Genomic DNA, 24,752 nt, shown 5'->3' with positions numbered 1-24,752 from the left:
CCCCGCGGGACGGTTGGGGTTCCAAAATGACTCGCAGACGCTGGAGAACGGAATGGCACCGCGCGCCTATTGGAAGGGAACGTTGAAGCTCTCGCTGGTCAGTTGCCCCGTTGTGCTTTATCCGGCGACCACCGCGGCCGAGAAGACGCGGTTTCACATGATCAACCGGGAGACCGGCAACCGGTTGAAGCAGCAGATGATCGACGCCGAGACCGGCGACGTCGTCGAGAGCGACCAGAAGGGGCGCGGCTACGAGCTGCGCAAGGGCAAATATGTCGAGATCGAGCCGGAGGAGCTCGAAGCGGTCCAGATCGAGAGCAACCACACCATCGACATCGAGAGCTTTGTGCCGAGCGACGAGATCGACCAGCGCTATCTCAACCACCCCTACTACATCGCGCCCGACGGCAAGGCCGCGGTCGATGCTTTTGCCGTGATCCGCGACGCCATGAAGGACCAGGATCGCGTCGCGCTCGCCAAGATCGTGCTCACCAATCGCGAGCACATCATCGCGATCGAGCCGCTCGGCAAGGGCCTGCTCGGCACCACGCTGCGCTTCCCCTACGAACTGCGCGACGAGGACCAGTTCTTCGACGACATCAAGAGCCCGAAGATCACCAAGGACATGCTTGAGCTCGCCGGCCATATCCTCCAGACCAAGACCTCCCATTTCGATCCCAGCAAGTTCAAGGACGACTACGAGACCGCGCTGAAGGCCCTGGTGAAGCGCAAGGCCAGCGGCAAGACAATCGAACTGCCGGAGCCCGAGGAGAAGCCGAGCAATGTGGTCAGCCTGATGGATGCGCTGAAGCAGAGCTTGAAGGGACGCGGCGGGAAGAAGACGGCGGCGAAGTCCCATGCGCGCCGGGCGTCGGGGCGAACGGGCGCCGCGAAGAAGACGCATCGGTCGACAGCGCGGCAGAGGAAGGCGGGTTAGCTCTCCACCGCGCACCTCACTCTCTTCCCTCAAGGTGAGGAGGCGCGAAGCGCCGTCTCGAACCATGCAGGCCTCGCTGCAACAGTCGGGACCTTCATCCTTCGAGACGCGCGTTCCGCGCTCCTCAGGATGAGGGATGCAGCGTCAATCCCCCGCCTTCAGCCGATAGCCGATCCCCGTCTCCGTCAGCACATGTTGCGGCCGTTCCGGATCCGCTTCGATCTTTTGCCGGAGCTGGCGGACATAGACGCGGAGATATTGCGCGTCGGTCAGCTCGTCCCATAACTCCCTCAGCAGGAAGCGGTGGGTGAGCACCTTGCCGGCGTGCTGCACCAGCACACGCAGGAGGTCATATTCCTTCGGCGACAGTTTGACGTCGCGCTCGCCGACCCTGACGACCCGGCGCACCAGATCGACCGAGAGATCGCCGGCACGAAACACCGGCCGTTCGCCCTGGATCTGAAGCTGGTGGCGCAGCGCGGCGCGCAGGCGCGCCAGCAGCTCGTCCATGCCGAACGGCTTCGTCAGGTAATCGTCGGCACCCAGATCCAGCGCCTGCACCTTGCCGGCCTCATCGCCACGGCTCGACAGCACCACGATCGGCACAGCTTCGTTGCGGGCGCGGATGGTACGCAACAGCTCATGGCCCTGGATGTCGGGCAGGCCGAGATCGAGGATGATCAGCGCGGGATCCTCGCTGAGCTTCTCCAGCGCGGTCTTGCCGTTCGACGCCTCCAGGATCTCATAGCCTTGCGTCGAGAGCCCCATCCGCAGCAATTTGCGGATCGGCGGCTCGTCGTCGATGACCAGCACTTTGATCGGGGCGGCGCTCATGCGGCGGTATCCAATGCACGGGTCCGGGCGGGAATGGGCAGACGGATGGTCAGAACCGCGCCGCTCCGGTCGCTGCGATTCGCCGCCGAGATCGTGCCACGCATCGCCTCGACGAAGCCGCGGGAGATGGCGAGCCCGAGCCCGGTGCCGGGACGGACATGGTCGCCCTTCTGCACGCGATAAAACTTGTCGAACACCCTCTCGAGCTCCTCAGACGGAATGCCGTCGCCCTCGTCGGCAATCTGGAGCACCACATGATCGCTGTCGCGCCGGCTGCGGATCGAGACCGTCGCGTGGGGCTGCGAGTATTTGGCGGCGTTGTCGAGCAGGTTGAACAGCACCTGCTCGAACAGCACCGCATCGAGCTGGAGCATAGGAAGGTCTGCGGCCAACTCCAGCTCCACCTTGTGGGCGGTGAGGATCTTGGCTGCCCGCCGGAGCGCGCTGCCGACGATCTCTCCGAGATCGTGCAACGCAGCGTTGGGCACGATGGCGCCGGATTCGAGCTTGGTCATGTCGAGCAGATTGGCGATGAAGCGGTTGAGCCGTTCGGATTCGTCGATGACCGTCGCGAGCAGGTCGCGATTCTCGGTGTCGGAGAGCGCGCTGGCGAGATCGCGCATGGTCGAGGCCGCACCCAGCACGGATGCGAGCGGCGTCTTCAGGTCGTGTGAAATCGAGGTCAACAATGCGGAACGCAGCCGCTCGGATTCGACGGAGCGCTTGACGCGATCGACGTCCTCGACCAGCAGCACGCGTTCGATCGCCAGCGCGCCCTGGTCGACCAGCGCGTCGAGCAGCCGGCGCTGGTCCGGCGTCAGCAAGGGACCGCTGCGGTCGTTGTCGATTCCGATGACCCCGATCGGGCCGCGCCCGGTGCGCATCGGCAGGAATAGCCGTTTTGCACCAGGCAGCGTGTCCGAGCCGCGGCCTGCAGGCCGGTCATTGCTCCAGGCCCAGTTGGCGGCCGCAAGGTCGGCCTGATCGAGATCGTCCTCGGGCGGATAGCCCGACTTCACCGTGAGCAGCCCTTCGTCCGGCAACAGCAGCACCACGCGGACTTTCAGCATCAGCGCGATCTGGTAGGCGGTCGCCCACAGCACGTCGTCGAGCGTGCCGGTGCCGGCGAGCTTGCGGCTGAAAGCATAGAGCTGCTCGGTGGTCCGGATGCGGCCGATCGCAGCATCAGCCTGGGTGCGGACCCGCCCCGCCACATTCGACACCACGAACGCAATCAGCATGAAGAAAAAGAACGCCGCGACATTGGTCGGATCGGTAATGGTGAAGGTATAGACCGGCGGCAGGATGAAGAAATTGTAGGCGAGGGACGCCGCGACACTCGCAAGCAACGACGGCCACAATCCGTAGCGCACGGCAACCGTCACCACGGCGGTCAGAAACATCAGGTCGACGTTCTCAATGCCGAAATACGGCTTGATCGCCACGGCGGCAGCGAGGCCAAGCGCGGTGATCCCGACCGCCTTCAGATAGGGCCGCCCATCGAACGGGTCCGATCGCGTTGCGGTCTGTACCGCCGTCTTCGGCGGCGGCTCGTTCGTGAATTCGTCGCCAGGGATGACATGCACGCTGATGTTACCGGCGCGGCGCACCAGATCGTGCACGACGGAGCCGCGCGTCATCTCGAACCAGAGCGAGCGCGTGGACTTTCCGATCACGATCTGGGTGACGTTGTTGCCCTGCGCGAAGTTGACCACGTCGTCGGCGAGGCGGCGGCCGACGCCCGGAATCGTCAGTGCCTCGCCGCCGAGCGATTCCGCGAGCCGCAGCGTATCGGCGAGCCGGTCGCGCTCCTCATCGGACATTTGCAGGGACCGCCGCGTCTCGATCGACACCGCGATAAACGGCGCGTGCAGCCGGTCGGCCAGCCGCTTGGTGTAACGCACGAGGCTGGCCGCGCGCGGATCTTCGCTGATGCAGACGAGGATGCGCTCGCCTGCGGCCCAGGGACCGGCGATCGCGTTCGCCTGCATGTGGCTGAGTAGCTGCTCGTCGACCCGTTCGGCCGTGCGCCGCAGCGCGAGTTCACGCAGCGCGGTCAGGTTGCCCGGCGAGAAATAATGCTCCAGCGCCCGCTCGGCCTGCCTGGGGACATAGACCTTGCCTTCCTTCAGGCGCTGGATCAGGTCGTCGGGCGTGAGGTCGATCAGCTCGATGGCGTCTGCGCGGTCGAACACCGAATCCGGCACGGTCTCGCGCACCCGCACATGGGTGATCTGCGCGACAACGTCGTTCAGGCTCTCGATGTGCTGGATATTGACGGCGGTGTAGACGTCGATGCCGTGGGACAGCAGCTCCTCGACATCGAGATGGCGTTTTGGATGGCGGCAAAGGGGAGCATTGGTGTGGGCGAGCTCGTCGACCAGCGCGATTTTCGGGCGGCGCGCGATCACGGCGTCGAGATCCATTTCTTCGACAATCTGGCCGCGGTAGTCGAGCTTCTTGCGCGGGATCACTTCCAGCCCACGCACCAGCGCCTCTGTCTCGGCCCGGCCATGGGTCTCGACGAAGCCGACCACGAGGTCGATGCCGGCCTTGCGCTTGGCGTGGGCGCTTTGCAGCATCTCGTAGGTCTTGCCGACGCCGGGAGCGGCGCCGACGAAGATTTTCAGCTTGCCGCTCACGCCCTCCTCCCGGCGCGCGGCCTCCAGCAGCGCCTCGGGCGAAGGACGTTGTTCGGGATCGCGGCGCTCTCGGACCATCAGATCAATATAATCATCCGCGCGGACCTAGCCTAGACTACTTCGTGGCACGATCGAGCGCGAGATTCAGAGTCAGCACGTTGACCCGGGGCTCGCCGATCAGGCCGAGCAGGCGGCCCTGGGTGTTGGAAGCCACCAGTTGCTTGACCTGATCCTCCGGCACGTTTCGCGCCTTCGCGACGCGCGGCACCTGGAATTGCGCCGCTTCCGGCGAGATATCCGGATCGAGGCCACTGGCTGAGGTCGTCACGAGGTCGACCGGCACGGCGGCATTCGGATTCTCGCCCCTGAGCTTGTCCACGTCTTCCTGCAGCCGGTCGGCCAGCGCCTTGCTGGTCGGGCCGAGATTTGAGCCACCCGAATTCGCGGCGTTGTAGGGCGCCGGTACCGTCTTGGTCGAATCGTTCGGATTCGGCGCCACCGTCGCCGAGGGACGGCCGTGGAAATATTTGTCGTCCTTGAACTCCTGCCCGATCAGGGCGGAGCCGACCACCTTGCCGTCGCGCTCGATCAGGCTGCCCTGCGCCTGCGCGGGGAAGATCGCGCCGGCAATAGCGGTCATCGCGAGCGGATAGGCTAAGCCAGTGATGGCGGTGAGCACCAGCAGCAGGACGATGGCGGGGCGGATTTCTCTGAGCATGTGTTTCTCCTATTTCTTTCGTCATTGCGAGGGGCGAAGCGACGAAGCAATCCAGTCTCTCAGCCGCGGCAAGAATTCTGGATTGCTTCGCTTCGCTCGCAATGACGGGGTTAGGCCAAATGCAAAGCGGTCACCACGAGGTCGATCGCCTTGATGCCGATGAAGGGAATGACGATTCCGCCGAGGCCGTAGATCAGCAGGTTGCGCCGGAGCAGTGCGCCGGCCCCGACCGCGCGATAGGCGGCGCCCTTCAGCGCCAGCGGGATCAGCGCGATGATAACAAGCGCGTTGAAGATGATCGCCGACAGGATGGCGCTCTGCGGGCTCGACAGATTCATGATGTTGAGCACATTGAGCTGGGGGTAGAACGCCAGGAACATCGCCGGGATTATCGCGAAATATTTCGCGACGTCGTTGGCGATCGAGAATGTAGTCAGCGCGCCGCGCGTCATCAGGAGCTGCTTGCCGATCTCGACCACCTCGATCAGCTTGGTCGGATTGGAGTCGAGGTCGACCATGTTGCCGGCCTCGCGAGCCGCCTGGGTGCCCGTGTTCATGGCGACACCGACATCTGCCTGCGCGAGCGCCGGCGCATCGTTGGTGCCGTCGCCGCACATCGCCACCAACTTACCCTTGGCCTGCTCGTCGCGGATCAGCTTGAGTTTGTCCTCGGGAGTTGCCTGCGCCAGGAAGTCGTCGACGCCGGCTTCCGCTGCAATCGCGGCCGCCGTCATGGGATTGTCGCCGGTAATCATGACGGTGCGGATGCCCATGCGTCGCAGCTCGGCAAAGCGCTCGCGGATACCGCCCTTGACGATGTCCTTGAGCTGGATGATGCCGAGCAGCTTGCCGTCCCGGGCGACCGCCAGCGGCGTGCCGCCGGCCTTCGATATGTCGTCGGCGATGGTCTGAATCTCGCGGCCGATGTCCGAGAGCCCGGCGGGCTGGATGGAACGAGCCGTGTTGCCGGAGGCGACCACCAGCGGCGCACCGCCACCGACATAGTTGAGGATCGCATCGACCGCGCCCTTGCGCACCGACGAGCCGCCGGCATCGACGCCGCTCATGCGGGTCAGCGCCGTGAACGGGATGAAGGTGGCTCCCAACTCGGCCATGTCGCGGCCACGGATACTGTATTTTTCCTTGGCCAGCACCACGATCGAACGGCCCTCCGGGGTCTCGTCGGCGAGCGAGGCGAGCTGGGCCGCGTCCGCGAGCTCCTGCTCGGTGACCCCGCGCACCGGGCGAAAGGAGGTCGCCTGGCGGTTGCCGAGCGTGATCGTTCCGGTCTTGTCGAGCAGTAGCGTGTCGACGTCTCCGGCGGCCTCGACCGCACGGCCGGACATCGCCAGCACGTTGAAGCGGACCAGACGGTCCATGCCGGCGATGCCGATCGCCGACAGCAGTGCGCCGATCGTGGTCGGGATCAGCGTCACGAACAGCGCGACCAGCACAACCACCGAGATCGAGCCGCCGGCATAGGCCGCGTAGCTCGGGATGGTGACGGTGGCGAACACGAAGATGATGGTGAGGCCCGCCAGCAGGATGTTGAGCGCGATCTCGTTCGGAGTCTTCGCCCGCTCGGCGCCCTCGACCAGCTTGATCATACGGTCGATGAAGGTCGAGCCCTGCGCTGCCGTGATCCGCACGCGAAACCAGTCGGACAGCACCTGGGTGCCGCCGGTCACCGCCGAACGGTCGCCACCGGATTCGCGGATCACGGGTGCGGACTCGCCGGTGATGGCGGCCTCGTTGACGGACGCGACGCCCTCGATCACCTCGCCATCGGAGGGAATGGTATCGCCGGCCTCGACCAGCACGATGTCGCCGACCTTGAGGCTGGTGCCGGGCACCAACTTGAAGGTGCGGTCAGAGCCGGTCAGTAGCTTGGCCTGGCTCTCGGTGCGGGTCTTGCGCAGCGATTCCGCCTGCGCCTTGCCGCGGCCTTCTGCTACCGCTTCGGCGAAGTTGGCAAACAGCACCGTAAACCAGAGCCAGACGATGATCTGGAAGGTGAAGCCGAGATTCTCACCGCCGGTGAGGAGATCGCGCAGGAAGATCACAGTGGTGAGCGCGGCCACGATCTCGACCACAAACATCACCGGATTCTTGATCATCAAGCGCGGATCGAGCTTGATGAAGGACGCGCGGATCGCAGGCACGACGATCTTGGGATCGAGCATCGCCGAGACGGACGCGCGTTTTTGCAGTTTCGTGGTATCCATGGAGGTCACTCCAAACAATCAGAAGGCGGTCGATCAGAACACTAGTCGTTCAGAACACCTGGCCGGCGTTCATCGCGAGATGCTCGACGATGGGGCCGAGGGCGAGGGCCGGGAAGAAGGTGAGGCCGCCGATGATCAGGATCACGCCGACGACGAGGCCGACGAACAGCCCGCCCGTGGTCGGGAGGGTGCCCGCGGACGGCGGGATCGATTTCTTGGCGGCCAGCGAACCCGCGATCGCCATCGCCGGGATGATCATGAAGAAGCGGCCGACGAACATCGCGCTTGCGAGCGTGAGATTGTAGAAGAAGGTGTTGCCGGTGAGGCCCGCGAAGGCCGAGCCGTTGTTGCCGGTCGCCGAGGTGAAGGCATAGAGCACCTCGGTGAAGCCATGCGGCCCGGCATTCGCCATCGAGGCGACCGCCGCCGGATAGACCACGCCGACCGCCGTCCATCCCAGATACATCAGCGGCAGCACCAGGATCGCGAGCATCGCCATCTTCACTTCGCGCGCCTCGATCTTCTTGCCGACATACTCCGGCGTGCGGCCGACCATCAGGCCTGCCACGAAGATCGCGAGCACGACGAACAGCAGCATGCCATAAAGGCCGGCGCCGACCCCGCCGACGATGATTTCGCCGAGCTGCATATTGATCAGGGGAATCATGCCGCCGAGCGCCGTGAAGCTGTCATGCATGGCGTTGACCGCGCCACAGGAGGCGGCCGTCGTGATCACCGCGAACAGGGAGGACGCGACGATGCCGAAGCGAACCTCCTTGCCTTCCATGTTGCCGCCGGTCAGGCCGAGCGCGTGCAGGGTCGAAGTACCGTTGGCTTCCGCCCAATAGGTGATGGCGACACCGGCGACGAACAGCACACCCATCACGGACAGGATCGCCCAGCCCTGGCGCTGGTTGCCGACCATGCGGCCGAACACGTTGGTCAGCGCCGCACCCAGAACGAAGATCGACAGCATCTGCACGAAGTTCGACAGCGCGGTTGGATTTTCGAACGGATGCGCCGCATTGGCGTTGAAGAAGCCGCCGCCATTGGTGCCGAGCATCTTGATCGCGACCTGGGAGGCGACCGGGCCGACCGCGATGGTTTGCTTGGCACCCTCGAGCGTGGTGGCCTCGACATAGTCACCGAGCGTCTGCGGGATGCCCTGCCAGACCAGGAACAGCGTATAGACAATACCGATTGGCAACAGCACATAGAGGCTGCAGCGGGTGACGTCGACCCAAAAATTTCCGACGGTGCGCGCCGACGCGCGCGAGAAGCCGCGGATCAGGGCGACCGCCAGCGCGATGCCGGTTGCCGCCGACAAGAAGTTCTGGTGCGTCAAGCCGAGCATCTGCACGAGATAGGACAGCGTGCTCTCTCCACCGTAATTCTGCCAGTTGGTGTTGGTGATGAAGGAGATCGCGGTGTTGAAGGAGAGATCCGCGGCGACAGCGCTTTGGCCGGCCGGATTGAACGGCAGGACGGCCTGCAACCGCATCACGCCGTAGATGATGAGGAAGCCGCCGACATGGAACAACAGCATGGCGACCGTATAGGTCAGCCAATGCTGCTCGCGCTTCTCGTCGACGCCGGAGAACCGGTAGATGCCGGCCTCGATCGGACGCAGCACCGGAGACAGGAAGGTCCGCTCGCCGTTGAACACGCGCGTCATGTACCAGCCGAGCGGTTTTGTGAGCGCGACGGTAATGACGCAAAAGAGAATGATCTGGAGCCAACCGATCATAGTCATGATATCAACCCTTCAGGCTTCGTGAGCACGGTCAGAACCGCTCGGGCCGCAGCAGCGCGTAAGTGAGGTAGAACAGGAGGCCGAGCGAAACGGCGCCGGCGAGCGAATAATCGAAGATCATGGCCGCTCCTTCAAAGCCGTTCGCAGGCGTAGGTGTAGCCAATCGCAAGGGCGAAGAAGCCGAAGCCCAGCGCCAGCATCAGAATGTCCATCATGGAGATACTCCTCGTTGCGCCATTGATTTGGACGCAACCGTTTCTCGGGAGACCCGGTCGGCGCGTGAAAGGAAATGCCAGTGCATTTCCACCGCGCCCACCGGGACCTTTGACCGTGCTGAAGTGCCACCCCAGGCATAGGTTTTCGAGACGAGGGCCGTGGCGAAGTTATAGGAATCTCATAAAAGGCCGAGGCTGGCCTGGTCGGACAACGCTCGCGAGGCACATCACATCGTCGTCCCGGCGAAGGCGGAGAATGGCGCGCGACCGCCCCCATCCCGCACTTATGAAATCCCTATATCTCCCGCCCCGCCCCCATCTCGTTTTCAAATGCCGTTTTGGCCATCTTGGAGAGGCCGGCCGACTGACCGACGCCACCTCCAGGAGGCCTGACATGACCACCGCCGCTCTCCGACACTACGATCCACCGTCACTTGGCAACCGCTTGCGCAATGCGCAGGTGATGACGCAACCGCTGATGCTCGAGATCATCGACAAGGCGTGTCGGCACTTCCCTTCAGCTCGGACAGATCGAGCCCACCGCGCGCGTCACGCGCCTGATCGAAGCAGAGGCCTGGGCCGATGCCGCGCACTGATGGAGCTGGAGCTGCCGCTCTGGCAAGTCCGCCGCATCGCCTATGACGAGGGTGAATGGCATTGCGCTCTCTCGCGCGAGCGCGAATTGCCGGACTGGCTCGACGCCGCGGTCGAGGCGCGCTACTCCGATCTCGCGCTCGCACTGCTGTCGGCTTTCATCGAGGTTCAGGCATTGGCCCTGGAAGTTTCGCGTCCGAGTGTTCCCACTGTTCGCCCCGCGCCTGACCCGCTCTACGAGCCGGTAGGCTGCGAAAATTTCGGCTAGTGGGCGCGGTCCTGACGCTCGTCATCACACTCGTGGCGCGCGGGCTCGGAGCATAAACCGTCACGCCCATCGACCGCGAATTGACCATGGCTGCCTACGGGGCGAGCAACCGGCTCCGCAGCGCGGTCGCGACGCCCGGCTGAGGGCACGTCTCCCACACCAAAAACACTCGGCCGATCTGGCGCAGTTTCACGGAACCGTGTAGATCGGTTTCATGAGCATCAGCAACGTCAACGTGGTCGCCCATCCCCTGGTCCAGCACAAGCTCTCCCTGATGCGGGAGAAGGACCGCTCGACCAAGAGCTTTCGCGAAATCCTGAACGAGATCGGGATGCTGCTCGGCTACGAGGTGACGCGCGACCTGCCGCTGGAGCTGGTCGAGATCGAGACGCCGATTGCGCCGATGCGGGCGCCCAAGATCGCCGGCAAGAAGCTCACGCTGGCGCCGATCCTGCGCGCCGGCGTCGGCTTCCTCGACGGCATGCTGGCGTTGATGCCCTCGGCGCGCATCGCTCATATCGGGCTCTACCGCGATCCTGATACGTTGCAGGCCGTGGAGTATTACTTCAAGGCGCCGCAGGACCTGTCGGATCGCACCGTGATCCTGATGGATCCGATGCTGGCGACCGGCAACTCGGCCTGCGCCGGCGCCTCGCTGCTGAAGGCGCGCGGCGCCCGCGACATCCGCTTCGTCTGCCTTCTGGCCGCGCCTGAAGGTATCGCGCAGTTCCAGAGCGAGCATCCGGACGTGCCGGTCTGGACCGCCGCGATCGACGAGCGGCTCAACGACCACGGCTACATCGTGCCGGGGTTGGGCGACGCCGGCGACCGGATGTTCGGCACCAAGTAGACAGGTTCGCGCGGTCGGGTTAGTCCGGTTGCCATGAGCGCCAATGAATTCTCGCTGCAATCGCTGATCCGGGCCGAGGCGGCCGCTGATCCCGCCTTCGTGTTCGACGGCACGCTGGTTTCGCGCGCCGAATTCTCGGAACAGATCGAGCAGACCGCCGCCTGGCTTGCCGCGCGCGGTATCGGCAAGGGCGACGTCGTCGCGGTCTGGCTGGTCAACCGGATCGAATGGATCGCACTGCTGTTCGCCGCCGCCCGGCGTGGGGCAATCGTCGCCGCCGTCAATACACGCTACCGCAGCGCGGAGGTCGCGCATCTCCTGAAGCTGTCCGGCGCCCGTGTGATGGTGATCGAAGCCGCGTTCCGCTCGATCGACTTTGCCGCTATTCTCGCCGACGTCGCCAAGGACGAGGTGCCCGCGCTGCGAGAACTCGCGGTGGTCGGCGCGGATGAGATTCCCGCCCAATGGCCATGCGTACGCTTCGACGCCTTCGACAAGCCTTATCCGCCGGCTACGCCGGAGGAGGAGGACGTCGGTCTGCCTCTGCTGCTCTACACGACGTCGGGCACCACCAAGGGACCGAAGCTTGTCGCGCATTCACAGCGAACATTGGCCACGCACGCCGCCGCCGTTGCCAAGGCGCTCAAACTCTCGCCGCAGCGCCATGCGCTGCTGGCGATGCTGCCGTTCTGCGGCACTTTTGGCATGACGAGCCTGCTCGGCTTCGTCGCAGCGGGCGCGGCCGTCCATGCGCTCGACGCCTTCGAGGCCGCGCCGGCGCTGAAGATTCTCCGCGAGTGCGGGATCACGCACGCCTTTGGTTCCGACGAGATGTTCCGCCGCATCCTCGCCCTCACCGACGCGCCGCATCCATTTCCGCATCTCGAGGCATGCGGCTTTGCCGCGTTCCAGCCCGGCTGGCGCGAGCTTGCGGCGGAGGCCGAAGCGCGCGGCATGCCGTTGCACGGCCTCTACGGTTCGAGCGAGGTGCAGGCGCTGTTCTCGATCGCACGCTCGAGTGATGGCTTCGCCGATCGCATCGAGGGCGGCGGCTGGCCGATGTCGCCGGAGGCCAAGGTCCGGGTGCGCGACACCGAGACCGGCGAACTCGCCCCTCGCGGCGTCTCCGGCGAGATCGAGATCCGTGCGCCGTCACTCTTTCTCGGCTACTACAACAATCCCGACGCGACGCGCGACGCCTTCACCGCGGACGGCTTCTTCCGCACCGGCGATATCGGCCAGCTGCGCGGCGACGGCTCCTTCGTCTACGAAACCCGCGCGGGCGACGCCATGCGGCTCGGCGGCTTCCTGGTTGCGCCCGGCGAGATCGAGGACGAACTCAAATCGTGCGCTGGCGTGGCCGACGCCCAGGTCGTCGCGGTCGATCTGAAGGGAAACGCACGCTGCGTTGCCTTCGTGATCCCCGCTCGGGAAACCCACCACGAGCCGCCGCGGCAGGACGCGCTGATCGCGCGCCTGCGCGAGCGGCTCGCCGGCTACAAGGTCCCGGCTCGGATCTACGTCGTGGAGGCCTTCCCCGTCACCGACAGCGCGAACGGCGTCAAGATCCAGCGCGCCCGGCTTCGGGCCATGGCGATGGACCGGATCGCGGCCGAATAGCTCTGCCGTAGCGCGTCACGGTGATCGGGCGCGAATATCGCGGCGCCCGGCAATGGTACGTGTTCGAGCTTAGTATGACTTGGCCAGTCCAAGCACCTTTTCCGCGATGAAGCTCAGCGCAAGCTGCGGGCTGACCGGCGCGATGCGCGGAATCAGAACTTCACGCAAGTAACGCTCGACGTGAAACTCCTTGGCATAGCCAAAACCGCCATGGGTCATCACCGCCTGCTCGCAGGCGTGATATCCGGCCTCACCCGCAATGTATTTCGCGGCATTGGCGGCGCCACCGCAAGGCATGCCCTTGTCGTATTGCCAGGCCGCCGACATCACCATCAACCAGGCCGCCTCGAGCTCGACCCAGTTTACAGCCAGCGGATGCTGAATGCCCTGGTTCTTGCCGATCGGCCGGTTGAACACCACGCGGGTCTTGGCGTATTCGGTCGCGCGCGACAGCGCGAGCTTGCCGAGGCCGACGGCTTCCGCGGCGATGAGAATGCGCTCGGGGTTCATGCCTTCGAGAATGTACTGGAAGCCTTTGCCCTCTTCGCCGATGCGATCCTCCATCGGGATTTCAAAGTCCTCGAAGAACAGCTCGTTGGAATCGACGACCTTGCGGCCCATCTTCTCGATCTCGTGGACCTTGATCCTGTTGCGGTCGAAGTCCGTATAGAACAGGCTCAGCCCATGCGTCGGCGAGCGCACGTCCTCCAGCGGCGTGGTGCGCGCCAGCAGCAGGATCTTGTGCGCGACCTGCGCGGTGGAGATCCACACCTTCTGGCCGTTGACGATATAGCGGTCGTTCTTGGCCACCGCTCGGGTCTTGAGCTGTGTGGTGTTGAGGCCGGTGTTGGGCTCGGTCACGGCAAAGCACGCCTTCTCGCGGCCCTCGACCATCGGCGGCAGCATGCGCTTGCGCTGTTCCTCGGTGCCGAACACGACCACGGGATTGAGACCGAACACGTTGATGTGCACCGCGGAGGCGCCGGACATGCCGGCGCCGGATTCCGCGATGGCGCGCATCATAATCGCGGCTTCGGTGATGCCGAGGCCGGAGCCGCCATATTCCTCCGGCACGCAGATGCCGAGCCAGCCGGCGTCCGCCATGGCCTTGTGAAAGTCGTGCGGGAAGCCGCCGTCGTGGTCCTTCTTCAGCCAATAGGCGTCGGGAAAGTCTTCGCAAACCTTTGCGACGGCGTCGCGAATGGCTTCCTGCTGAGCGGTGAGCGCGAAATCCATATTCTTGATCTCCTTCTTGGGAGAAGCGAACGCGCAATCTCCCCCTCGTCGCGTTCCCCACGCGAAGGCCGTGGCGGATTGGTGCGCCCGAACGTGCCTTCGCTTGCGTTCTTTAACTTGAAAAGCAGGGTACAGATACGTGAATTTCCCTATCAACTGTGTGTAGCATGCATAGGGTCATGCGGCGCGAGGATGCGAGCGCGCCGTTATTTCGCAGGGAGGAAACCGCGATGGCCGGACTTTATTTCGAGGAGTTTTCGGTGGGCCAGGAGTTCAGGCATCCCCTGACGCGGACCGTCACGGAGATGGACAACACCCTGTTCAGCCTGCTGACGCTCAATCCGCAGCCGCTGCACATCGACGCACATTTTTCGGCCCAGACCGAGTTCGGCCAGCGCATTTTCAACAGCCTTTACACCCTCGGCATCATGATCGGCATGACGGTCTATGATACGACCATGGGGACCACCGTTGCCAATCTCGGCATGACGGACGTCACTTTTCCGAAACCGGTCTTCCATGGCGATACGCTGCGGGCGACGACAAAGGTGCTTTCGTTGCGGGAATCCAAATCGCGCCCCAAGGCGGGCATCGTCGAGTTCGAGCACCACGCTCTCAACCAGAACGACGAGATCGTCGGCAAATGCCGCCGCATGGCGATGATGCACAAGAGGCCGGTCTGATGCGTTCGATGCTGTTCGTGCCGGGCGACTCCCCGCGCAAATTCGAGAAGGCCAGCGAAGGCAACGCCGACGCGCTGATCATCGATCTCGAAGATTCCGTCGTCACCGACAAGAAGCCGGAGGCGCGCGGGTTGACGCTGACGATGCTGAAGGGCCGCAACAAGCCCCACCAGCTCTATGTCCGCGTCAACGCGCTCGACACCGGCATGACGCTCGCCGACCTTGCCGCGGTGATTCCGGGCCAGCCCGACGGCATCGTGCTGCCGAAATCGCAGGGCGGCGACGACGTGCGACAGGTCGCGACCTGGCTGGAAGCTTTGGAAGCTGCGGCTGGTATCGCCATTGGCTCAACACGCATCGTCTGCGTCGCGACCGAAACCGCAGCTTCGATCTTCGGGCTCGGCAGCTACAAGGGCTGCTCTCCTCGCCTCGCGGGCCTGATGTGGGGCGCGGAAGATCTCTCGGCCTCGCTCGGCGCGACTGAGAAAGCGGCGGGCGGCGTGTTCCACAGCCCTTATCGTCTGGCCCGCGATCTCTGCCTGATGGCGGCCGCCGCGGCCGAGGTCGCGCCGATCGACACCGTCTATACCGACATCGACAATCTCACCGGACTCGAACAGGAAACGCGCGCGGCGCGGCGTGACGGTTTTTCGGCGAAAGCGCTGATCCATCCCAAGCACGTCGACGTGGTCAACGCGGCGTTCGAGCCGACCGAAGCCGAGCGCAATTGGGCCGAGAAGGTGATCGCGGCGTTCGCGAGCAATCCGAACTCCGGCACGCTGCGCCTCGACGGCCAGATGATCGACAAGCCGCATCTTCGCGCCGCAAAGAAGATCCTCGGCCAGAGTTAGATCAGGACGCCGCGCTGCGACAGATGGGATCGAAGCCACTCTCAGCGTCGTCGTGGCCGGGCTTGTCCCGGCCATCCAGGGCTTCCACGCAACCGGCACCCAAAACGTGGATGCCCGGGACAAGCCCGGGCATGACGAAGCGAAACGTCCGGCCCCTCACTTTCCGCAGGCGGGGAGAGGGGAGCGTTAGACGATCTTGATCGACATATCCGGCAAGCCGTCGAGCTTGCACAACAGCACGTCGCCCTTCACGACCGGGCCGACATTCTCCGGCGTGCCGGAATAGATGATGTCGCCGGCCTTCAGCTCGAACGCTTCCGACAGTTTTGCGATTTGCTCGGCCACGCTCCAGATCATCTTGCTGAGATCCGAGCTCTGCTTCACCGTCCCGTTGATCGCCAGCGAGATGGCGCCCTTGTCGAAATGCCCGGTCTTGCTGGCCGGGTGGATCGGGCCGATCACCGCGGCGTGGTCAAAGCTCTTGCCGATCTCCCACGGCTTCTTCTCCGCGGCCATCCCGTTCTGGAGATCGCGCCGGGTCATGTCGAGGCCGAGCGCGTAGCCATAGACGTGGTCGAGCGCCTTCTCGGCCGGGATGTTGCTGCCGCCGGATTTCAGCGCGGCGACCAGCTCGACCTCGTGGTGATAGTTCTTGGTCAGCGACGGATAGGGATGATCGGCGACTTCGCCCACGGCGACGTTCTGGATCGCGTCGGTGGGCTTCTGGAAGAAGAACGGCGGCTCGCGGTTCGGGTCCGAGCCGCGCTCGATCGCGTGCGCCGCGTAGTTGCGCCCGATGCAGTAGATGCGGCGGACCTGGAACACCTGAGTTTCGCCGACGATCGGGATGGTGACCATCGGCACTGGAAAGATCGGCTTCGGGCCGGCCTGCGCCGCGGCCGGCGCAACTTCCGCGATTGAGGCAGCACTTGCCGCCGCGGCAATTGCGAGCAGCTCCCGTCGCGTTGCTGATGTCTCTTTCATGGCTTGTGCTCCCTTTTTATGTTCGTTGGGCGCATAATGCGCGCCGAGCCGCCTGATAATCAATATTCAGTATGCCAGCAATGCTGGACCGGCACGTCGACTAATTTAGAACAGGCCGGCTGCAGCCGAGCCTTCCGAACCGGCTCCCTTTCACCCTAGCATGGAACTTGCATAAATTCTGGGCGACATGGACGCCGCATGAACCTCATCAGCCTCGATATCCGCATGCTCCGGTCGCTGATCTCCGTGGTCGAGACCGGCAGCATCACCGAGACCGCGCGGCGGCTGGGCCGCACTCAGCCGGCGATCACTCTGCAATTGCAGCGGCTGGAGGAGCTCACCGGCAAGCAATTGTTCGAGCATGTCGGGCGCCGGCTCACGCTGAGCGAGGACGGCACCACGGTTCTCACCTACGCCAAATCCATCCTGAGGTTGCATGACGAATTGATTTCGCAGCTGGCGTCACAGGAGATCGAGGGTCAGGTCGTGCTCGGCACGCCCGACCTCTATGCCGCCTTCATGCTGCCGCAGATCCTCAGCGTGTTCCGAAAATCATTCCCGCGCGTCCAGGTCGAGCTCAATTGCGCGCTCTCGACGCCGCTGGTGGGCCTCGTCAAGCGCGGCGATGTCGACATCGCGCTCGTCACCCGCATGAACGATTTTACGGGCGGCCAGGTGGTACGGCGCGAGCAACTGGTCTGGATGACCGGCGAGCAGTCCTCCGCGCACCAGGAACGGCCTATCCCGCTGGCGTTGCTGCCGCCCGGCAACATCTATCGCGACTACGCGATTGACACGCTGGAACGTGCGAATCTGCGCTGGCGCATCGCCTGCGTCAGCGAAAGCGTCGGCGGCCTCCAGGCGGCGGCCTTCGCCGGCATGGCCGTGACCGTACTCGGCCGCAGCGCGCTGGTGCCGGCGATGCGCGAGATCGGCCCGAACGAGGGCCTGCCGCCGCTGCCGAAGATCGAGCTGCTGCTTTACAAGTCGAGCGGCGCGACCTCGAAGGCGGCGACCGCCTTGCACGACTATCTCGCGCACTATCTGCGCCTCGACGAGGAGCTCAGCGGCCGCGGCGAGCCGATCGAGCTGGGATAAAGCCATCCGGACGTTCGCGCAGCGGTCGTCCCAAACTGCGTCCCGGGTCCACGATCGCAGACAAAGAGCGACCGGCTTGCTGCGGTGATATCCTCTTTGATTGGCCTAGCGAACGAGGCGGTTGCTTCCTGCATTGGCATTGCGCGGCTCGGTTGCTGGAGCCACTCGGACGAGGACCGTGAGCGGTGTGCCGTTGCGCAGCAGAGCGAGCTTCACCTCGTCGCCGACCCGCGCAAGACCAATGGTATTGCGCAGCTGCGCGGCGGTGCGGATCGGGCGGCCCTCCGCCGTGGTGACAATGTCGCCCTTGTGCAGGCCAGCCTTCTCGGCCGGCGAATCCGCGGCAACTTCGGCGATGAGCGCGCCTTCGGTGCGTCCCTTGTTGACGGACGGGTGGAGGTCCTTCAGCGAAATGCCGATGCGACCGCGCTCGACCCTGCCGGTGGCGATGATCTGCTCCATCACCTTGCGCGCCATGTTGACGGGAATGGCAAAGCCAATACCGACATTGCCGCCAGCGGGCGAGATGATGGCCGAATTTATGCCGACCAGTTCGCCCTGCAGGCTGACCAGCGCGCCGCCGGAATTGCCGGGATTGATAGCGGCGTCGGTCTGAATGAAGTCTTCATAACCCTGCTTGCCGAGGCCGGTTCGGCCTAGGGCGCTGACGAGGCCCGACGTCACCGTCTGGCCGAGGCCGAAGGGATTGCCGATCGCGAGCACGAAGTCCCCGACTTCCAGTGCGTCGCTGTCACCGAGGGGAAGCGCCTTCAGTCCGGTCGGATTCTGGATCTGGAGCACGGCGACGTCCGTCGGCGAGTCGCGGCCGACGACCTTTGCGGAAAACTGCCGGCCGTCCTTGGTCGTGATCTGGAGGGCGGAGGTGCCTTCGACCACGTGGTTGTTGGTCAGCACGTAGCCGCTCCGGGCATCGACGATCACGCCGGAGCCGGTCGCGCTGACTTCCTTCTCGATCTGCCTCGGAACGTCGAAGAATTCGCGGAACAGCGGGTCACGATAGAGCGGATTGTCCTCGCGTACCCGGCCGTGCACCGAGATGTTGACCACCGCCGGCGTCACCTGCCGAACCAGAGGCGCCAAAGTCGGCACCGAGCCGCCCGGCTTCAGATCGGGGATCTGGCCTGCGGCGGGATGTGACGCCGTCAGTATCAGCACCAGCAACGCAAGCGAGAACGAACGCATAGCAATCGTCTTCATGACCAGTCGCATCGTCTGAGATTGAAATCAGAGAGCCGCTTCACGTTTGTCTGGCGGCACGTCGAGCCAGCCTTGCAAGGCTAGAAATGGAATGGCCCAGGCCGCGGAGACCTGGCCGACCAGCACCAGAGCAAGAACGGCCTGCGTGAGCATCACGCGCCTCGCCGTTCTGCGGCGGCCCAAGGCCGCCGCAAGCGCATCGGGACGCCGCCGCCGCGCGGCGGGTCGTCGTCATTGTCGCCGTCGAGCCGGCGCAGGGCCGCGAGAATATCGGCGAGCCGAATCGTACGGTTCATGCCGGGAATTTCACGCAAAGCGGGACAGGATTCGACGGCGTACATGTCGGACGCCCATGACGACAGAATGATCCGCTTCTCCGGCGTGGAGAGCTCCTTTGCATTCAGGACATCCGCGGGCGAACCGTAGTGAACCGCGGGATGAAACAGCGGGTTGAGATTTCCGGAATTCGTATTCACGTTTGTCATCGGTTGGGCCTCCCCTGACGCTCCTTTCGAAGGGATGGATGTGCTGATGATCGAATGGCCGTTCTCTCATGCATGTGGGAGCGCGGCGCGCATATCTGAGCGCCGCGTTCCACCATTCCCCTCGATCGAGCGCTTAGGCTGCTTTCTTCTGCTCGATCTGAGTTGCAGGAGAGGCCGCGCCCGCGATCTGGATCCGGCGCGGCTTCATCGCTTCCGGAACCTCACGGACGAGGTCGATGATCAAGAGGCCGTCCTGGAAGGACGCCTGCTTCACCTGGACATAATCGGCCAGGTTGAACACGCGCCGGAACGGCCGTGCGGCGATACCCTGGTACAGATATTCGCCCGTCGCACCTTCGGGCTTCTTGCCCTCGACGGTCAGCGCATTCTGTTCGGCCGTCACCGTGATATCGTTGACGCCAAAGCCCGCCACAGCGAGGCTGATCCGGTAGTGATCTTCGCCGGAGCGTTCGATGTTATAGGGGCGATAGTTGTCTTCGCTCGCCTGGCGCAGCGCGCTGTCGACGAGACCCGCCAGATGATCGAAGCCGACGGTGGAGCGCCACAGGGGCGCGAAGTCAAACGTGGTCCTCATAACCAAGTCCTCCAAAGAGCAAGATGGATACGAAGGAGCGCAGGACAGGGTTTTAGACGGGTCCAAAGACACCGGCCCGGCGCCCGCTCCGGGCCCCTCGCGGGCACCCGGCACACCGCTCTCGCGGCGAAAATGACTTAGAAGAACGCAAGTCGACTTCAAGAGGGCCCCTCGAAAAATTTTTCGGGCGCAGAGGCCGACCGGCAGGACGCGGCCGGCCCGCTCCAGGCCGGGTTCGGCTCACGCCTTCGCGCGGGCACGATCCGGTTCGCGCAACGCCAGCTGCGGCCAGAACGCCGCCCATGGCTGGGCCGCTTCGAACGCAGCGGCGATGCGGAAGATCGTGGGCTCGTCGAGCCAGGGAGCGACGATCTGCAAGCCGATCGGCAGCCCATCGCGATCGAAGCCGCAGGGCAGCGTCGCGGCCGGAAGGCCGGCGAGATTGATCGGCCAGGTGAAGGGCGACCAGCCGAGATGCGGATCGACATTGCCGCCGTCGATCGTGTCGACGCCGAGGCGGCCGGCCTCGAACGCGGTCACCGCGACGGTCGGCGTCACCAGCGCATCGACGCGCTCGAACAGCTTCAGGAAGCTGCTGCGAGCCTGGGCGCGGCGATACCCTGCTTCGATATAGTCCGTGCCGCTGTAGCGCCTGCCGGCACTGATGACGTCAAGATAATCTGCTTCGGAGCTGGCGAGATCGGCCGTGGTCTTGCTCGAGACCGCGCCCGCCTGTTCGGTAAAGGCGATCGGCTTCAGCGTGTGCTCCAGGATCCCGGGATCGAGGCCCGGACCATCCATGGTGACCTGCGCGCCGCAGGCATCGAGAATGGCCAGCGCCTTGCCGAACGCCGCGCGCACATCGGGGCTGACCGCGGCGTAGCCGAGATCGACGCTGGCGCCGATGCGAATGCCGTTCAACGGCGCGGCCTTCGTATCGAACCGACGCGCCGCCACCGGCAGGCTCGCGGGATCGCGCAGATCGTAAGCAGCGATGATCTCCAGCGTCAGCGCGGCATCCGCGACCGTGCGCGTAATCGGCCCGGTATGCGCGAGCGAGCCCCAGGACGGTGGCGAGAAGCCGGGCGAACGGGGCACCAGGCCAAAGGTCGGCTTCAGGCCAAACACACCGCAGAAGGACGAGGGCACGCGGATCGAGCCGACCCCATCGGTTCCGATCGCGATCGGACCGCAGCCGGCGGCAACGCCCGCCGCCGCGCCGCCGCTCGATCCGCCACTGGTGCGACCCGGGTTCCAGGGATTGCGCGTGGTGCCGGTGACCGGGCTGTCCGCCGTCAACTTGTAACCGGACTCGCAGGTCGTGGTCTTGCAGGTGACGATCGCACCCGCTTCCTTCAGCGCTGAGACAACCGCCGCGTCGACATCGGGCACGAACGCCTTGTTCATCGGTGAGCCGCCATAGGCCGGCACGCCCGCGACAAAGACCAGGTCCTTGATCGTGACGGGGACACCGGCGAGCGCTCCCTTGGTCTCGCCGGCGCGCATCTCCCTGGTGAGACGGTCGGCCTCCGCCCTCGCCTGCCCGTACATCGGCGTCACCACCGCGTTGCAGGCCTCGTTCGTCGCCTCCAGTGCGGCAATGGTGTCGTCGACGACATCGCGCGGAGTGAACGCCTTGCGCCGGTAGCCGGCCAGGATCTCGGTTGCGGAAAGCGAGCCAAGGCCAGTCGGCACCGGCGGGAAGGCCGTTCGGCCGGAACCATCAGTCATCATCAACCCTAAAAGAGCTAGCTGAGCGCCGCGTCGACGGCGCGCTTGGCCATGACCGTGACGAGATGTGCACGGTAGTCGGCTTCGGCGTGGACATCGGAGGTGAGACCGTCGGTGTCGATCCTGATCGCCGCGATCGCGGACGGATCGAAATTTCGCGACAGTGCTTCTTCCATCGGGGGAACGCGGAATACGCCGGAGCCCGCGCCGGTCACGGCCACGCGAACACCATCGGCGAATTTCGCGACGAACACGCCGACCAGCGCATAGCGCGACGCCGGCGCCTTGAACTTGGCGTAGCCCGCCCTGAGCGGCACGGGAAAGCGGATCGCCGTGATGATCTCGCCAGGTTCAAGCGCGGTCTCGAACAGACCACGGAAGAACCCGTCGGCCGCGATCTCGCGCGTGCTGGTGACGATGGTCGCGCCCAATCCGAGCACACCTGCCGGATAATCGGCCGACGGATCGTTGTTCGCGACGGAGCCACCGATAGTGCCGCGGATGCGTACGGCGGGATCGCCGATCATCGAGGCCAGCGCGGCGAGACCCGGGATCTTCGTCTGCACCAGCTTCGAGGCTGCTACCATGCCATGTGGCGTCATTGCACCGATGGTGATGGTGCCGCCGTCGTTGGTGATGCCCTTCAGATCTCCGAGCCTCGACAGGTCGACTAGGGCTGGCGGACTGGCGAGCCGCTGCTTCAGCGTCGGGATCAGCGTCATGCCGCCGGCGAGGAGCTTGCTGTCTTCGATCGAGGTCAGCAGTTTGGCAGCGTCGGGAATCCGGTCCGGCTGGTGATAGGCAAACGGCTTCATTGTCATCCTCCCTATTCCGCAGCGACCGGCAGCGACGCGTTCTGCAGCAGGCGCCAGATCCGGTTCGGCGTTGCCGGCATGTCGACATGGGTGACGCCGAGATGCGACAGCGCATCGACCACCGCGTTGATGACGGCGGCCGGCGAACCGATGGTGCCGACCTCGCCGCAGCCCTTCACGCCCATCGGCGTGTGCGTACACAGCGTCGAATGGGTCGCGATGTTCATCATCGGCATGTGGTCGGCGCGCGGCATGCAATAGTCCATCAGCGAGCCCGATAGCAGCTGGCCCGAGCCCTCGTCATAGACCGCGTTCTCGTACAGCGCCTGACCGACGCCCTGCACGATGCCGCCGTGCAACTGGCCCTCCACGATCATCGGGTTGATGACAGTGCCGACGTCGTCCACCGCGGTGTAATTGACCAGCGTCACCGTGCCGGTCTCCGGGTCGATCTCGACCTCGGCAATGTGGCAGCCGCCGGGATAGGTGAAGTTGACGGGATCATAATAAGCCTGCTCTTCGAGCCCCGGCTCCAGCACTTCGAGCGGATAGTCGTGCGGCACGTAGGCGGCGCCCGCGATCTCCTCGAACGTCCTCATGCGGTCGGTGCCCGCGACCGAGAATTTTCCGGCCTCGAACTGGATATCCACTTCGGCCGCTTCAAGCAGATGCGCCGCGATCTTCTTGCCTTTCGCGACCACCTTGTCCGTCGCCTTCGACAGCGCCGCGCCGCCGACCACCAGCGATCGCGAGCCATAGGTACCCATGCCAAACTGCACGCGATCGGTATCGCCGAACACGATGTCGACATTGTCAAACGCGACGCCGAGCTTTTCCGAGACGATCTGCGCGAACGTCGTCTCGTGGCCCTGGCCGTGATTGTGCGTGCCGATCATGACCGTGACCTGGCCGGTCGGATGCACCCGCACGGTGGCACTCTCATAGAGCCCGCCACGCGCGCCCAATCGCCCCGCGAAGCGTGACGGCGCGAGGCCGCAGGCCTCGACATAGGTCGAGTAGCCGAGTCCACGGAATTTGCCCCTGCGCGCCGACTCCGCCTTGCGGATACCGAAGTTCTTGACGTCGGCCGCGACAAGAGCGCCGTCGAGACACCCCATCGGATCGCCGGAATCGTACTGCACCAGCACCGGCGTCTGATACGGGTAGGCCCCCTTCGGGATCATGTTGCGTCGGCGGATCTCGACGCGGTCGATGCCCATCTCGCTGGCTGCGACGTCGACGATGCGCTCCAGCACGAAGGTCGCCTCGGGTCGGCCCGCGCCGCGATACGCGTCGACCGGAACCGTGTTCGTGAACACCACCTTCACGTTGCAGTAGATCGCTGGCGTGGTGTAGACGCCGCCGAGCAGCGGTCCGTAGAGATTGGTCGGGATGTTCGGTCCGAAGGTCGAGAGATAGCCGCCCATATTGGCGAGCGTGTTGACACGGAAGGCCAGAAATTTTCCGGTCTCGTCCAGTGCGAGTTCGGCCTCGGTGACGTGATCGCGGCCGTGGCGATCGGAGACGTAGCCTTCCGACCGGCTCGCGACCCATTTGATCGGCCGCATCACGCGCTTGGCGGCCCAGGTAATCACGGCCTCTTCGCCGTAGTGGAACTGCTTGACGCCAAAGCCGCCGCCGACATCGGGCGCGACCACGCGTAGCTTGTGCTGCGGAATGTTCAGCACCAGCGCGCCCATCAGGAAGCGCACGACATGCGGGAACTGGCTGGTGGTCCAAAGCGTGAAGCGATCCGTGCCGGGCTCGTATTCGGCGATCGCCGCGCGCGGCTCCATCGGGTTGCCGATCAACCGGTTGTTGACGAGGCTGAGCTTTGCGACATGGGCCGCCTTCCGGAAGGCGGTCTCGACCGCGGCCTTGTCGCCGAGCTCCCAATCGCAACAGATGTTGTTCGGAACGTCGTCGAACAGTTGCGGCGCGCCGGGCCGCACGGCTTCGAGCACGCCGACCACCGAGGGCAGCACCTCGTAATCGACTGTCAGCAGCTCGGCTGCCGCGCCGGCCTGCGCCGGCGTCTCCGCGACGACGAAAGCCACCATGTCGCCGACGAAGCGCACCTTGCCCTGCGCCAGCATCGGGAACGGCGGCTCCTTCATCGGCACGCCCTTGGCATCCGAGATACCCCAGCCGCAGGGCAGCGAGCCCAGCTTGTCGGCGGCGGCATCCTCGCCGGTCAGCACCGCGATGACGCCGGGCGATGCCAGGGCCGCACTCTTGTCGATGCCGCGCAGGATCGCGTGTCCGTGCGGCGAGCGCACGAACACACCCGCCGTCATGCCCGGACGCTTGATGTCGGAGACGTAACTGCCGCGTCCGGTGAGGAAGCGCTGGTCCTCTTTCCGTTTAGGTGAAGCGCCGATCCCGATCACATGGCCCATG

At 64.8% G+C, this 24,752-nt stretch carries 21 protein-coding genes and 1 pseudogene; 7 read left to right on the top strand and 15 right to left on the bottom strand.

All coding sequences use genetic code 11. The features are described 5' to 3' along the window. Positions 1 to 52 precede the first annotated feature (52 nt). Positions 53 to 937, top strand: a complete 885-nt coding sequence (locus IVB42_RS26565) for a Ku protein (protein ID WP_247471349.1) — start codon at positions 53 to 55, stop codon at positions 935 to 937. A 144-nt stretch (positions 938 to 1,081) separates the two neighbouring features. Here IVB42_RS26565 and IVB42_RS26560 read toward each other — a convergent pair whose 3' ends face one another. The 6 genes from IVB42_RS26560 to IVB42_RS26535 all read right to left on the bottom strand — a co-directional run bounded on the left by IVB42_RS26560 (position 1,082) and on the right by IVB42_RS26535 (position 9,230). Then, positions 1,082 to 1,771 carry a response regulator transcription factor gene (locus IVB42_RS26560; protein WP_018454047.1) on the bottom strand — a complete coding sequence of 230 codons (690 nt, stop codon included), beginning with the start codon at positions 1,769 to 1,771 and terminating at the stop codon, positions 1,082 to 1,084. Further along, a complete protein-coding gene (locus IVB42_RS26555) occupies positions 1,768 to 4,491 on the bottom strand; it encodes a sensor histidine kinase KdpD (RefSeq protein WP_247397527.1) in 2,724 nt (907 codons plus the stop codon). The genes IVB42_RS26560 and IVB42_RS26555 overlap by 4 nt, the downstream gene beginning before the upstream one ends. A gap of 37 nt (positions 4,492 to 4,528) precedes the next feature. Beyond that, a complete protein-coding gene (locus IVB42_RS26550; protein WP_018454045.1) occupies positions 4,529 to 5,131 on the bottom strand; it encodes a K(+)-transporting ATPase subunit C in 603 nt (200 codons plus the stop codon). Between the two features lie 110 nt (positions 5,132 to 5,241). Beyond that, a complete protein-coding gene (kdpB, locus tag IVB42_RS26545) occupies positions 5,242 to 7,356 on the bottom strand; it encodes a potassium-transporting ATPase subunit KdpB (RefSeq protein ID WP_247295038.1) in 2,115 nt (704 codons plus the stop codon). A gap of 49 nt (positions 7,357 to 7,405) precedes the next feature. Further along, complete coding sequence (gene kdpA / locus IVB42_RS26540) at positions 7,406 to 9,109, bottom strand: potassium-transporting ATPase subunit KdpA (RefSeq protein WP_247295041.1); 1,704 nt, start codon at positions 9,107 to 9,109, stop codon at positions 7,406 to 7,408. A 31-nt stretch (positions 9,110 to 9,140) separates the two neighbouring features. Then, entirely contained in the window at positions 9,141 to 9,230 is a 90-nt protein-coding gene (locus IVB42_RS26535) for a K(+)-transporting ATPase subunit F (RefSeq protein WP_018454042.1), read from the bottom strand. 488 nt (positions 9,231 to 9,718) lie between these two features. Between IVB42_RS26535 and IVB42_RS26530 the strand changes: the two are divergent. The 3 genes and pseudogenes from IVB42_RS26530 (at position 9,719) to IVB42_RS26520 (ending at position 12,656) form a co-directional block, all read left to right on the top strand. After that, positions 9,719 to 10,186 (top strand): annotated as a pseudogene (locus IVB42_RS26530) (hypothetical protein). Positions 10,187 to 10,400: 214 nt separating this feature from the next. Continuing rightward, entirely contained in the window at positions 10,401 to 11,036 is a 636-nt protein-coding gene (gene upp / locus IVB42_RS26525; RefSeq protein WP_018454040.1) for a uracil phosphoribosyltransferase, read from the top strand. A gap of 33 nt (positions 11,037 to 11,069) precedes the next feature. Then, entirely contained in the window at positions 11,070 to 12,656 is a 1,587-nt protein-coding gene (locus tag IVB42_RS26520) for an AMP-binding protein (RefSeq protein ID WP_247295044.1), read from the top strand. 69 nt (positions 12,657 to 12,725) lie between these two features. Here the strand turns inward: IVB42_RS26520 and IVB42_RS26515 are convergent, their stop codons facing one another. Next, positions 12,726 to 13,892 carry an acyl-CoA dehydrogenase family protein gene (locus IVB42_RS26515; protein ID WP_007613843.1) on the bottom strand — a complete coding sequence of 389 codons (1,167 nt, stop codon included), beginning with the start codon at positions 13,890 to 13,892 and terminating at the stop codon, positions 12,726 to 12,728. A 179-nt stretch (positions 13,893 to 14,071) separates the two neighbouring features. Between IVB42_RS26515 and IVB42_RS26510 the strand changes: the two genes are divergently transcribed. Then, on the top strand, positions 14,072 to 14,575 hold the full coding sequence (locus IVB42_RS26510) for a MaoC/PaaZ C-terminal domain-containing protein (RefSeq protein ID WP_018454038.1): 504 nt from the start codon (positions 14,072 to 14,074) through the stop codon (positions 14,573 to 14,575). Beyond that, complete coding sequence (locus IVB42_RS26505; RefSeq protein ID WP_162496395.1) at positions 14,575 to 15,426, top strand: CoA ester lyase; 852 nt, start codon at positions 14,575 to 14,577, stop codon at positions 15,424 to 15,426. The genes IVB42_RS26510 and IVB42_RS26505 overlap by 1 nt, the downstream gene beginning before the upstream one ends. A 186-nt stretch (positions 15,427 to 15,612) precedes the next feature. Here the strand turns inward: IVB42_RS26505 and IVB42_RS26500 are convergent, their stop codons facing one another. Further along, positions 15,613 to 16,410 carry a fumarylacetoacetate hydrolase family protein gene (locus IVB42_RS26500; RefSeq protein ID WP_085361511.1) on the bottom strand — a complete coding sequence of 266 codons (798 nt, stop codon included), beginning with the start codon at positions 16,408 to 16,410 and terminating at the stop codon, positions 15,613 to 15,615. Positions 16,411 to 16,608: 198 nt separating this feature from the next. On the opposite strand from IVB42_RS26500, the gene IVB42_RS26495 reads away from it, so the two are divergent. Continuing rightward, complete coding sequence (locus IVB42_RS26495; protein ID WP_018454035.1) at positions 16,609 to 17,508, top strand: LysR substrate-binding domain-containing protein; 900 nt, start codon at positions 16,609 to 16,611, stop codon at positions 17,506 to 17,508. A gap of 105 nt (positions 17,509 to 17,613) precedes the next feature. Here IVB42_RS26495 and IVB42_RS26490 read toward each other — a convergent pair whose 3' ends face one another. The 7 genes from IVB42_RS26490 to IVB42_RS26465 all read right to left on the bottom strand — a co-directional run bounded on the left by IVB42_RS26490 (position 17,614) and on the right by IVB42_RS26465 (position 24,751). Next, positions 17,614 to 18,726, bottom strand: coding sequence for a trypsin-like peptidase domain-containing protein (locus IVB42_RS26490; RefSeq protein ID WP_018454034.1), 1,113 nt, complete (start codon positions 18,724 to 18,726; stop codon positions 17,614 to 17,616). Between the two features lie 27 nt (positions 18,727 to 18,753). After that, positions 18,754 to 18,879 (bottom strand): hypothetical protein, encoded by a 126-nt coding sequence (locus IVB42_RS42065; protein ID WP_018454033.1) that lies wholly within the window; start codon positions 18,877 to 18,879, stop codon positions 18,754 to 18,756. Next, the gene (locus IVB42_RS26485; protein WP_085395707.1) at positions 18,879 to 19,211 is read right to left on the bottom strand and encodes a hypothetical protein; all 333 of its coding nucleotides are present in this window, start codon (positions 19,209 to 19,211) and stop codon (positions 18,879 to 18,881) included. The genes IVB42_RS42065 and IVB42_RS26485 overlap by 1 nt, the downstream gene beginning before the upstream one ends. Before the next feature lie 133 nt (positions 19,212 to 19,344). Beyond that, complete coding sequence (locus IVB42_RS26480) at positions 19,345 to 19,806, bottom strand: Hsp20 family protein (RefSeq protein WP_247471346.1); 462 nt, start codon at positions 19,804 to 19,806, stop codon at positions 19,345 to 19,347. Between the two features lie 240 nt (positions 19,807 to 20,046). Continuing rightward, a complete protein-coding gene (locus IVB42_RS26475) occupies positions 20,047 to 21,537 on the bottom strand; it encodes an amidase family protein (RefSeq protein WP_085352025.1) in 1,491 nt (496 codons plus the stop codon). Positions 21,538 to 21,554: 17 nt separating this feature from the next. Beyond that, complete coding sequence (locus IVB42_RS26470) at positions 21,555 to 22,352, bottom strand: xanthine dehydrogenase family protein subunit M (protein WP_247295047.1); 798 nt, start codon at positions 22,350 to 22,352, stop codon at positions 21,555 to 21,557. Between the two features lie 11 nt (positions 22,353 to 22,363). Continuing rightward, a complete protein-coding gene (locus tag IVB42_RS26465; RefSeq protein WP_247295049.1) occupies positions 22,364 to 24,751 on the bottom strand; it encodes a xanthine dehydrogenase family protein molybdopterin-binding subunit in 2,388 nt (795 codons plus the stop codon). Between the last annotated feature and the right edge of the window lies 1 nt (position 24,752).

It is taken from the genome of Bradyrhizobium sp. 45 (assembly GCF_023073155.1).
GTDB classification, from domain to species: Bacteria; Pseudomonadota; Alphaproteobacteria; order Rhizobiales; family Xanthobacteraceae; genus Bradyrhizobium; species Bradyrhizobium canariense_D.
This window is presented reverse-complemented; position numbering and strand designations above follow the sequence as displayed.